The following is an 11,999-nucleotide window of genomic DNA, read 5'->3' on the forward strand; positions in this document are numbered from 1 at the left end:
TGTTCAGAGAGTATACATTACAGGAGATAACTCTCCGTGATCAGTTAGAATGCCCAGTCTCCCTTAAGGAAGATGGCTTCACGTTCGCCGTTTGCCGTAATACCGTAGATGTCCGTCTCGGGAGAGCCCATCATGAAGTCCACATGGGTGATGCTGGTGTTCATGCCACGGGCTGCAAGTTCTTCAGGAGACATCGTTTTGCCACCTTCGATATTAAATGCATAGGAACTGCCAATCGCAAGATGGCAAGACGCATTCTCATCATACAATGTAGTGTAATACAGGATACCACTCTCAGAGATCGGTGAATGGAAGGGGACCAAAGCGACTTCGCCGAGGTAATGAGATCCTTCATCCATGGAAATGAGTCTTTCCAGCGTATCCTGACCTTCTTCAGCATGAAAATCAATGATACGTCCGTTCTCGAATGTGAGTGAAAAACGATCAATGATACTGCCGCCATAGCTAAGTGGTTTGGTGCTGGACACTTTGCCGTTTACGCCATGCTTGGCTGGAGCGGTGAATACTTCCTCTGTCGGGATATTCGCAACAAAAGGGGTGCCTTGCTCATTCACGCTACCCGCCTGCGCCCAGATATGACCTTCTGGAAGCTCGACAGTAAGATCCGTCCCTGGAGAGAGGAAATGCAAAGCTTGATACTTCTTGTTGTTCAGGGCAACGGCTTTGGTCTCCAGTCGTTCAATATGCTGCTCCCAAGCCGCTACAGGGTCCTCCAGATCGGCTCTCACCGCAGCAAAAATGGCTTCCCACAGCTGGCTAACCTGCTCAGCTGCCGGGAGATCCGGGAATACTTTGGCTGCCCAATCGGGGGAAGGACAAGCTACACCCGTCCAGCTCATTTTATCCGCCTGTTGATACTGACGGTACTTGGCCATCGCCTGACCAAATGTACGCTGATGGGTCGAGATCCGCTCAGGGTCAATACCTTTCATCAGGTCAGGGCTGGATGACAATACGGTCAGAAAGGCTGCATTATTAGCTGCCAGTTCTTCAAGCTCCGCTGCATGCCATTTCGGCGGCTCTTGGAAGGATTCCTCAGGGGCCATCTCAAACCGCAATCGATTGACGGTTTCATCTCCGTATTTTACAATCACCTGCTTGGCTCCAGCTTCATATCCTTTACGTACCAGCAAACGTACGAATTCAGCGGTATCAATCATAGCAGAGATGACAAATACTTGCCCTGGTTGCACGTTAGCACCTACTCTTACAGCCAGTTCAGCGTAACGATCCAGTTTTTGTTCAAAACTTAACATATGAGTTCCCTCCAATTGTTGAATTGTTGACCTGTTGACACAGGAAAAGAGAGGAGTAATCTCCTCTCTCCTAAATCACATCAAACGGGATTAAAATGCCCAGTTTCCTTGCAGGAAGATCGGCTCTTCCGCACCTTCGGAGGTCACGCCGTGGATGTTCATTTCTCCAGATCCAATCATGAAGTCTACATGAGTGAGGCTTGAGTTCATGCCACGTTCAATCAATTCTTCTTTGGACATCGTTTTACCACCTTCCAGACAGAAGGCATAGGCATTACCAATCGCCAAATGGTTGGAGGCATTTTCATCAAACAAAGTATTGTAGAACAAAATATTCGTATCCGAAATTGGGGATTGATGTGGAACAAGGGCTACTTCACCCAGATAGTGTGCACCTTCATCCATCTCGATCAGGTTTTTGAGTGCATCCAGTCCTTGTTCAGCGGTGTAATCTACGATTCGACCGTTCTCAAATGTAAGGGAGAATCCGTCAATCAGGTTGCCGCCGTAGCTCAGTGGTTTCGTGCTGCGCACTGTACCGTTAACACCCGTTTTCAGCGGAGCCGTGAATACTTCTTCCGTAGGCATATTGGCAATAAAGACATGTCCTTGCTCATTCACACTTCCACCGGATACCCAGATATGGCCTTCTGGAAGTTCGATGGTCAAGTCTGTGCCTGGAGCTGTATAGTGAAGCTTCTTGTATTTCTTGTTGTTCAGCAGATCAGCGCGGGAATCCAAGTTTTGCAAATGGGTTTTCCATTCGGCAACAGCATCCTGTTCACCGATCCGTACTGTTTTGAAAATGACATCCCACAGGCGGTCCACTTGTTGCGCTTCCGGCAGATCTGGGAATACTTTAGCTGCCCATTCAGGAGAAGGAACGGCTACGATAGACCAGCTGAATTTGTCAGCCATCTGATAAGAACGATATTTTTCGAGCGCTTTACCGCGCACTTTTTGGCTGGTAACAATCCGTTCCTGAGCTACACCGTTCAGCAGATCCGGATTTTCAGCGATGACGTGCAGAATAGCGGCACCTTCTTCAACGAGTTCAGTCATTTCAGCTGCAAACCATTTTGGTTCAATGGAGAAGGCTTCATCAGGGGCAAGATCGTAATGAAGACGTGTAACAGTTTCATCACTCCAGTTTACTTTGACCAGTTTGGCTCCTTTACCGTAAGCTGCTTTGACAATCAGTCGTACAAAATGTGCTGCCGAGATTGGAGCGTTAACCACGAGTGTCTGTCCAGGATGGACATTGACACCGACTTGTACAGCCAGTTCAGCATATTGCTGCAGATTCGTTTCAAAAGTATTCATGCTATTTTTTCCTCCAATGTGATAATAATATCGTAGCTTGTTGGCTATTATGGTACTGATAACGGACCTTTTGAACACGTATTATAATCCTCATTACAACTATGTAAGGACTCAGAATGGTTCCTTCATTGAATAAGGTATACGTTGCTACGTTATATATTGTACAATTAACCAATAATAATTACCAAACTAGGTTTACCAGAAATGTTGGAGACCGACTGTAGATGAAAGATTAAAGGAGAGAATGATAGTGAATATTGAAATTATAAGTGCTGAAATGCGCCGTGAAGGTGAAAAAGGATACGTGGGAAATACCGTTTACCGCACAGAAGGCGAAAAGTCAGTATATGAGATTACCTTCATGAGCAAGAACGGAAAAGATTGGGACTATAGCTTGCATTTCACGGAGCAATCTGGAGATGAAGATGAGTTACTTCGTATGGACGAGCTGCTTGAGAATGATGACGATCTGTACAATCAATTGCTCGATGCTGCTCTGGAGGCATTTCCGGCTTAACTGGCCGAGATGTTCTTGTTCTATTGTGTTGTGTCGATGACTATACTAGACGGTGTATGCCCGAAACAGGGTGTATGCCGTCTATTTTATTGGAAATGTTGAATAGATGATCCAGAAAAGGGAAGTCTACGAGATGATGGAACCAGAGAGACAATCCGCCTAATGGGAGGTAACCGTGAATGGCATCTGACAATCTGATTACAGAAGGGTTGACGGGACTTGAAGAAGTCGCGCCCGATATTCTCAGTCTACGTACACTATTCGTTAATGTCGTGTTCATCGGAGAGCCAGGAAGCAGGAACTGGGTCCTCGTGGACACCGGAATGGCGAGTTTCACAGATCATATTGTTCAGGTTGCAACAGAACGATTTCAAGGTCCACCGTCTGCGATCATTTTGACACACGGTCACTTCGACCATGTAGGAACCGTTATTGAGCTGGAACAATTCTGGGGTGTACCGGTGTATGCTCATCCGTTTGAAATTCCGTATCTAACGGGATTAAAAGATTACCCGCCAGCGGACCCTTCTGTAGGTGGAGGTCTAATGTCCAGGTTGTCATTCGCTTATCCTAATGAGGCAATCAATCTGGATGATCGGATATTCAGTTTACCCAAAGATCATTCCGTTCCAGGTCTATCAGGATGGGAGTGGGTGCACACGCCAGGTCATACGCCTGGACATGTGTCGCTGTTTCGAGAAGCAGACCGTTTGTTAATTGCGGGAGATGCAATCATCACAGTGAAGCAGGAGTCGCTGTGGAGTGTGTTGCTTCAGGACAAACAGTTGCATGGCCCACCTTCCTATTTTACAACCGATTGGCAGGCTGCTCATCAATCTGTCCAGCATATAAGGCATCTGGAGCCGAAACTTGCAATTACCGGGCATGGGCATGCTTTGAGCGGAGATATGCTGAGTGAATCCTTGAAGCGGCTTGATCTGGACTTTGAAGAGAGCACTGTGCCGGATCACGGCAAATATGTGGATTAATTGAAAACCAACATATGAAAGCAAGCAGAGACAGCCGCAGCGGATTGCAGCTGTCTTTTTTGTCTTTATATCATGAATTTGTTCTCTATCATAGATTGGTATTTTGTGCTCGGGCATGATATAGTCGAGCCGTATAATATAACCTTAGTATGCAGGAGGTACATATAACGATGACACAGCAAAATGCAGCATTTGAAGAACAATTTGGAGGGATTCCAGCCATTTGGCTTCGTTTTAATCAGTTTGAAGCGGCAGTTATTCCAAGCGTGGGTGCCAACCTCGTTGCTTTCCGTGATACAGAAAAGGGTTTCCGTTATTTGAGAGAGCCGAATCAGGATCAGATGGATGAGTTTATGGCTGCACCAGCGGTCTATGGAATTCCGATTCTTTCTCCACCGAACCGTTATGAGGATGGACGTTTCCCTTGGAATGGTAAAGTCTATCAGTTGCCTGTGAACGAACCGGCTACAGGTAACCATTTGCATGGATTTTTGCATGATGCCGAGTGGAAGGTTGAGGGATATGGTTCTGACCAGCTAGAGAGCTATGTCTTGCTTAGCCAGGACGTGAAAGAAGGACATACATTCCATCAGTATCTGCCGTTTACATTCACGGTGACGCTTCGTTACTCATTGAGTAGCCAAGGACTTCAGCAACAATTGATCGTCCGCAACAACGGGACTGAATACATGCCGAATTTGTTTGCATTCCACACGGCGATTGCTGTACCTTTTGCACCGGATAGTCAAGCCTCGGATTACACGGCCAAAGTTACCATTGGACAACGTCGTGAATTGAACGAGCGTTCTCTGCCAACAGGACAATTTCAACCGCTTACACCTGAGGAAGAACAATTGAAGAAAGACGGGGTTAGTCCGTTCTTTGCTGCGATGGATAACCATTACACTGCGGAACCGCAGAATGGACGTAACTATATGGAACTTACGGACAACCGTACTGGAGACAAACTGGTATATGATGTGGGTACATCCTACAAGCACTGGATGATCTGGAACAATAACATGGGTGGCGAATTCTTCTGTCCTGAACCACAGATGAACCTGGTTAACGCTCCTAATGTTGAAGGCATCCCGGCAGAAGAAATCGGATTGGTCGGTCTGGAGCCAGGTGAACTATTCGAACAAAGCAGCCGATTGTATCCAATTGCATCACAAAAATAATTCACGCTCGTTTTGCGCTACGCTTACAATTTTGTCGAAAAGGTGAAAACCTGCTCGCAAATCATGTATAATATGACGAGATACACAAGCTTTGTAGAGACCCAAACCATCTTTTTGGAGGAGGACAAGCAAGTGGAATACCGCATTGAGAGAGATACGTTAGGCGAAATGAAAGTACCAGCCGACAGGCTGTGGGGAGCTCAGACGCAGCGCAGCAAGGAGAATTTCCCGATTGGCAGTGAACATATGCCGATGGAAGTGATCCGCGCTCTTGCCATTTTGAAAAAAAGTGCTGCGGCCAGTAACCATAAATTAGGTAAATTATCTGCGGCTAAGTCCGATGCCATCGCTTATGCAGCAGACGAGATTATTGCAGGCCGAATTGATGACCATTTCCCACTGGTAGTGTGGCAGACTGGTAGCGGAACACAATCCAATATGAACGTGAACGAAGTGATTGCGAATCTGGGGAACCAACTGCTGGAGCAAAAGGGCAAGGAAGAGCGTCTGCATCCGAATGATGACGTGAACATGTCCCAGAGCTCCAACGATACATTCCCAACGGCTCTGCATGTCGCAGGTGTTCTGGCTGTTGAGGATCAACTCTTGCCGGCCATTGCGGTATTAAAAGCCACTTTTGCAGACAAGTCGGAGGCATTCAAGGATATTATCAAGATTGGACGTACTCACCTCCAGGATGCAACACCAATTACGCTTGGTCAGGAGATCAGTGGTTGGGAAGCCATGCTGGGCAAGAGTGAGCGTATGATCCGTGAAAGTGTACAGTACCTGAAGGAGCTCGCGATCGGCGGTACAGCTGTCGGAACGGGCATTAATGCGCATCCGGACTTTGGGGACTTCACTGCCAAGGAGATTGGCAAACATACGGGGAAAGATTTTGTATCTGCACCAAACAAATTCCACGCACTTACAAGTCATGATGAAGTTGTATATGCGCACGGTGCGGTTAAAGCGCTTGCAGCTGATTTGATGAAAATTGCCAATGATGTCCGCTGGTTGGCCAGTGGTCCTCGTAGTGGATTGGGCGAGATCCGTATTCCTGAGAATGAGCCAGGCAGCTCCATTATGCCGGGTAAAGTCAACCCAACTCAGAGCGAGGCCATTACTATGGTGGTTACGCAGGTCATGGGTAATGATGCAGCGATTGGTTTCGCGGCAAGTCAGGGTAATTTTGAACTGAATGTATTCAAACCGGTTATCATCTATAACTTCTTGCAATCCGTGCAGCTCCTGGCGGACTCCATTATTGCGTTTAATGACAAGTGTGCCGTAGGCATTGAGCCTAATCTGGATCAGATTGAACATAATCTGAACAACTCGCTTATGCTGGTTACAGCGCTCAATCCGCATATTGGTTATGAGAATGCAGCCAAAATTGCGAAGCTTGCACATAAAGAAGGCTTGTCTTTGAAACAGGCGACGTTACAAACGGGTCTGCTTACCGAAGAGCAATTTGATCAATATGTCGATCCAGCCAAAATGATCGCTCCAAAGGCCTAAAATAAGCTAAAATGAGTAATATAGATCAATGATGAGGACGACCTGCTGAAGTAGGTCGTTTTTCTTATGCTTATCGATGAACTTAAAGCTTGTCAGACTATACGTATACATATAAACTACATATGCACCGTTTTAATTTAATTGAATGGGATTCGTATATATTTGGAGGTTTCCGCGTTGTCAAAAACGAGAAGATTTACGATACGCTCCAAAATTTTATTGGGCTATCTTGTGGTTGTGCTTTTGTTTGGAGCTGTTCTGCTAGTGCTTACGGCCCAAATTAATGTGTTACAGAAGGAAAATGATTTTATCTCCCATCATGATCTGGAAGTACATAATCTGACCAACGCGATCGAAAAAAATGTCTTGAACATGGAGACAGGACAGCGTGGATTCATGATTACAGGCAATGAAAGTTACTTGGAGCCTTACTCCCAAGGCCTATCCCAGTGGAGTTCCAACTATGATCAGTTGAATGCTCTCATTAGCGATAATCCTTCACAACAGCAGAGTCTGCAAAACATCAAAGCTCATATTACACGCTGGATTGAGATTGCTGGGGAGCCGTTGGTGGACTTGAAAAAGCAAGGGGATCAAGCGAAAGTTGTTGCATTCTTTCAATCTGATCCGGGTAAAACTGAAATTGATCTACTGCGCTCTCAACTTACAACCTTCCGTAACACAGAGATCTCTCTGACCGAGGCGAGGGTTACTGAACTTGCCAGACGCAGTTCCACACTACTGACGATTATGTACACGCTGTGGGGTATTATTGCAGCATTATCCATTGCCGCTGCGATTGTGATATCAGGAAATATCGTCAAAACGCTGCGAGATGTTATGCAAACCATCAGTGATATCTCCAAAGGTGGAAACCTGAAGCAGAGGATCCAGGTTCGGACACATGATGAAGTGGGAGACCTGGGTCACGAAACCAACAAATTACTGGATGAAGTACAGGAACAGAATCGGGTCAAGGACCAGATCACAGGCATTGCCACACTCTTACAGAACCCGACCAATCTGGAGGGATTGTCCCGCTTGTTCCTGAACGAGCTTGCCAAGTTGTTTGAAGTTCCCTATAGCGTTTTATATTACTGGAAAGACAATCGACTGCTGCGCGTGGCTGCATATGCTGGGGATGGAGAGAAAGAACGTTCGCTCGGTAAAGTGTCGCTTGCCCCGGGTGAGGGGCTTGTAGGTCAAAGTGCTGTCGAGAAGCGAGTTCTACGCATGAATGATCTACCGCAGAACTATATCCGGATCTCTTCGGGGCTCGGGTATACATCTGCCACATCACTTACTGTAGTACCGATCCTGTTCGAAGGGCGAACGATTGCGGTAATCGAGCTTGCTTCAATGAAGCCATTGCAAGAGAATGATATGAAGCTGATGCAAGAACTGACGGACATTTTTGGTGTTTCACTACACTCGACCGTCACCCGCATGGAATTACAGCAATTATATGATGAGTCACAAGTTCTGAATGAAGAATTACAGGCACAATCGGAGAAACTTCAGGCTCAGACCGAAGAGATGCTGTCTCAGACGGAAGAACTGCAAATGCAGACCGAAGAGCTTCATATGCTTAATGATCGCCTGGAAATACAGAAGAGTGCTGCTGAGACATCAGCCAATGAACTTGCAGTTGTGGCGGATCAGTTACGAACAAGCTCGGGATACAAATCCGAATTCTTGGCGAACATGTCTCATGAACTGCGGACACCGCTCAACAGCATGCTGATTTTATCCGAAATCTTGTCTGAAAATAAAAATCAACACTTGAATAGTGAAGAGCAGAACTATGCTTCGGTCATTCACAAGTCAGGTAAAGACCTGCTGAATCTGATTAATGATATTCTTGATTTATCCAAGGTAGAGGCCGGGCAGATGGAAGTGGATTTTGATGATGTTTACCTGAGCAGTCTGCCTGAAGTCATGAACCAGTATTTCCTGAAAACAGCGGAACAGAAAAAAATAGATTTCCGAATTCAGCTCCAAAGTCCTTTACCGGAAACCATCGTGACTGACGAGATGAGAATGCATCAGATTCTCCGAAATCTGCTCTCGAACGCATTCAAGTTCACCAGTGAGGGTGAAGTTGCCTTAACCATCTCCAGAATGAGTCTGGCTCATCCTGAGGTGAAAGACCAAGAGACCGACGTGATTGCTTTCTCCGTCAGTGATACAGGGATTGGCATTGCGGAAAACAAACTTCTCCAGATCTTTGATGCATTCAAACAGGCGGATGGGGCTACGGCACGTAAATATGGCGGAACAGGGCTTGGCCTGTCGATCTCTCAATCGCTTGCAACTTTGCTTGGGGGGTCAATCTCGGCAACAAGTCGTGAAGGACATGGCAGTGTGTTCACGCTGTTCCTGCCATTGCGAAGAGATGAACCTGAGGCTATGAATGTATCGCGGTTGTTCCTGAATGAGGTAGCTAGTACTGCACCTGAGATTAATAAGCTTCCTTCAATGACTTCCGAACAATCGGATATTTTATTGACACCTCTGGAAGAGTCTTTGCTCAGTGGTCGGCAAGTGCTTGTCGTTGATGATGATATACGAAATGTATATGCGCTGGCTAACGCTCTTGAGCAATACGGCATGAATGTCATTTCAGCTCAGAATGGGTACGAGTGTCTGGAATTGCTGGAGCGTGGAGGAGTCAAGCCTGATATTATCATGATGGATATTATGATGCCGGAACTGGATGGTTATGAGACGACTCGCCAGATCCGTGAACGGCTTGGCATGACCCAGCTTCCAATTATTGCACTGACAGCCAAGGCCATGAAAGAGGATCGGGAGAAATGTATTGCTGCAGGTGCTTCGGACTATCTCAGCAAACCGCTGAATATCAAAGATGTATTATCTCGTATGAAATTATGGATGAATCACGAGGCCATGGAAATCTGATTGTAGTTGAACTAAAGATTATTTACACGTACACTACGATGACAGAACAACCCTCCAATCGCTGTTATCCCCAGATTTTTCCGATTCCCTTTTTCAAAGGGGAAAATCCGGGGATAAAGGCGAACGCTTCGCTTTTTCAGGTTTTTTCTGCCCTCTCCGTTATCGTGTAAATGGATTACTTCAACATTATGTGGATCATAGTAACTTATAAAACTTATGCCGATTACAGGAAATTGCGCTGTAATTAGGTCATAGGTTTTATTTTTTTGCCGTGTAAGCTTTATTCAGAAAAATGATGTTATAATACTTAACAATAAATAAAAGTTAAACGACTGAATATGGATTTAATTCGAAAAATAATGCGAAATTTAGTTATAGTAATCAGAATGACATAATATCGTGTTATATATATGGGAGGTAGTGTCCATGCAACTTACGGTTAAAGAGGCTTTACAGGTATACCCGTTGTCAGAGGCCAAACTGGTTGCGGGTGGAGAAGGGACTTCACGGATGATGAAATCCGTTAATGTCATGGACGCTCCTGATATCGCGGATTGGATCAAATCCGGAGAAATGTTGTTCACCACCGCTTTTATTATGAAAGACAGTGAAACAGATGCACTGCGTTTGATGCGACGTTTGAATGAACGTGGCTGTGCAGGACTCGGCATCAAGCTGGGACGTTTCTGGCAGTCCATTCCCCAGGGTATTGTCGAGGAAGCTGATCGACTTCGTTTACCATTACTTGAACTTCCTTTTCAATTCACCTTCTCGGACCAGATGAATGCCTTGTTCAAGGCTGAACATGAACGTAGTAACCGATTGCTGCATGAGGTCGTGCAGAAGCAGAAGAAATTAATGCAGTTTGCGCTGCAACAGCAGCCACACCGGAATGTGTTTGCAGAGTTAGCCACAGTGTTGAACTATCCGCTTGCCGTCATTGGTTCTCGTGGGCATGTGCTCTATGGCAGTGAAGGCATTGCGGGAGATGCGGTAACACAGGGCTGGCCTTGGAAATCCGTCATGCACCGAGTGAAATGGAATCAAGGAAGCTGTCACCGCGTACCCATCAAGCAAAATGATGAAGAATACGGATCGTTGCTTGTGTTTACCGATTCAGCCCTATCGCTTCGAGCAGAAGAAGAGCTGTTCCAGCAGGCTGCCGATGTACTGGCATTTTATATGGATATGACTTATCGTGAGCATATTAATCCGACCGTGCAAGATGAGATGCGTACACTGCTTTCACAGTATCTGGATAACAAAATGACTGTTCAGGAATTGACCACCTTGAGTGAAAACAAAGGAATCCATCTGTTCCAGGGAACCTATCAGTGCGTGTTGATCACGCTTGAGCCGACTCTGTTTGCCGAGGGTAAGCTGCTTAAACAGATTCATCGTGAGTTGCAATACAATCCGCTGATGCAATTCACGGCCTCACAGCATTTTCAGATCGAAGATGGCATTCTGTCCATCTATACCTGTCCAACAGGGCGAGATTATGGAGAGGAACTGTCAGGTTTTCTGTTAAGCCGTTTCGGTGATGTTCTGGCAGCGCAAGAAGCAAAAGGGGCACCGGCTCCACGTTTCTGGATCAGCAAAATGAAACATGAACCCAAATCGCTCCGTGAAGCATACCAGGAGTGTCTGGATACACGACAACTGGCTCGTCGATTCGGCATGAAAGACCGTGCGTTGCAATTTGAAATGCTTGAATTTGCCTATGTGTTCCAACACGTACCGGATAACATCATGGAGAACTACTGCAATAAAGTACTCGAACCACTACTTGCCAGGGACGGTGATCCCAATCAGGTGCTGATGAATACATTAGAGTCCTTTATAGAAAATGATGGACTGATCAATGAAGCTGCCAAACAGCTGTTTGTGCATCGCAACACGGTCACTTATCGGATGGAGAAAGTTGGCAGCTTGCTGCAAATGGACTTTAAGAAAACGAATGATCTGCTTAAATTAAAGCTGGTATTCACCTTCCGCAAGTTTGTACGGGACAAAGCAGCTGCAAGACCGCACAATGTTCAACTTTAGACCGCACATTGTGCAACATGACAATGCTACCGGGTCAGACCCCCAAGAACCGCATTCCCTTGATGGAGTGCGGTTCTTTCATGTTTAAGGACCACAAAAGCTGATCTTCCCGTGCACAGCAAACAAATCACAACTCTGATGTTATGTTATATTACAAAATTGCGTAAATATTGTTGTCGCGACATTGAACGACACTTAGAATGAAGAACAATAATCCACA

The 11,999-nt window shown here is 45.9% G+C and carries 8 protein-coding genes; 6 read left to right on the top strand and 2 right to left on the bottom strand.

Going from position 1 to position 11,999, the window contains the following annotated elements; translation table 11 throughout:
- Positions 1-44 precede the first annotated feature (44 nt).
- Both MKX68_RS24295 and MKX68_RS24300 read right to left on the bottom strand, forming a co-directional pair.
- Positions 45-1,277, bottom strand: a complete 1,233-nt coding sequence (locus tag MKX68_RS24295; protein WP_340914324.1) for an aminopeptidase — start codon at positions 1,275-1,277, stop codon at positions 45-47.
- Positions 1,278-1,367: 90 nt separating this feature from the next.
- Complete coding sequence (locus MKX68_RS24300) at positions 1,368-2,600, bottom strand: aminopeptidase (RefSeq protein WP_124115192.1); 1,233 nt, start codon at positions 2,598-2,600, stop codon at positions 1,368-1,370.
- Positions 2,601-2,844: 244 nt separating this feature from the next.
- On the opposite strand from MKX68_RS24300, the gene MKX68_RS24305 reads away from it, so the two are divergent.
- The 6 genes from MKX68_RS24305 (at position 2,845) to MKX68_RS24330 (ending at position 11,779) form a co-directional block, all read left to right on the top strand.
- Positions 2,845-3,117 carry a hypothetical protein gene (locus tag MKX68_RS24305; protein ID WP_339783347.1) on the top strand — a complete coding sequence of 91 codons (273 nt, stop codon included), beginning with the start codon at positions 2,845-2,847 and terminating at the stop codon, positions 3,115-3,117.
- Between the two features lie 179 nt (positions 3,118-3,296).
- Positions 3,297-4,106, top strand: coding sequence for an MBL fold metallo-hydrolase (locus MKX68_RS24310; protein ID WP_340914326.1), 810 nt, complete (start codon positions 3,297-3,299; stop codon positions 4,104-4,106).
- Positions 4,107-4,276: 170 nt separating this feature from the next.
- Entirely contained in the window at positions 4,277-5,287 is a 1,011-nt protein-coding gene (locus MKX68_RS24315) for an aldose 1-epimerase (protein ID WP_339783349.1), read from the top strand.
- A 132-nt stretch (positions 5,288-5,419) separates the two neighbouring features.
- Positions 5,420-6,808, top strand: coding sequence for a class II fumarate hydratase (fumC, locus tag MKX68_RS24320; protein WP_074095411.1), 1,389 nt, complete (start codon positions 5,420-5,422; stop codon positions 6,806-6,808).
- A gap of 177 nt (positions 6,809-6,985) precedes the next feature.
- The gene (locus MKX68_RS24325) at positions 6,986-9,730 is read left to right on the top strand and encodes a CHASE3 domain-containing protein (protein ID WP_340914327.1); all 2,745 of its coding nucleotides are present in this window, start codon (positions 6,986-6,988) and stop codon (positions 9,728-9,730) included.
- A 426-nt stretch (positions 9,731-10,156) separates the two neighbouring features.
- Positions 10,157-11,779, top strand: coding sequence for a PucR family transcriptional regulator (locus tag MKX68_RS24330; RefSeq protein ID WP_338587141.1), 1,623 nt, complete (start codon positions 10,157-10,159; stop codon positions 11,777-11,779).
- Positions 11,780-11,999 lie beyond the last annotated feature (220 nt).

It is taken from the genome of Paenibacillus sp. FSL M8-0212, from assembly GCF_038004645.1.
Classification (GTDB): domain Bacteria; phylum Bacillota; class Bacilli; order Paenibacillales; family Paenibacillaceae; genus Paenibacillus.

Bases quoted from the DNA above. Each gene is read 5' to 3' on its own strand.
- MKX68_RS24295 (WP_340914324.1), bottom strand. From the start codon at position 1,277: ATGTTAAGTTTTGAACAAAAACTGGATCGTTACGCTGAACTGGCTGTA.
- MKX68_RS24300 (WP_124115192.1), bottom strand. From the start codon at position 2,600: ATGAATACTTTTGAAACGAATCTGCAGCAATATGCTGAACTGGCTGTA.
- MKX68_RS24305 (WP_339783347.1), top strand. From the start codon at position 2,845: ATGATAGTGAATATTGAAATTATAAGTGCTGAAATGCGCCGTGAAGGT.
- MKX68_RS24310 (WP_340914326.1), top strand. From the start codon at position 3,297: ATGGCATCTGACAATCTGATTACAGAAGGGTTGACGGGACTTGAAGAA.
- MKX68_RS24315 (WP_339783349.1), top strand. From the start codon at position 4,277: ATGACACAGCAAAATGCAGCATTTGAAGAACAATTTGGAGGGATTCCA.
- MKX68_RS24330 (WP_338587141.1), top strand. From the start codon at position 10,157: ATGCAACTTACGGTTAAAGAGGCTTTACAGGTATACCCGTTGTCAGAG.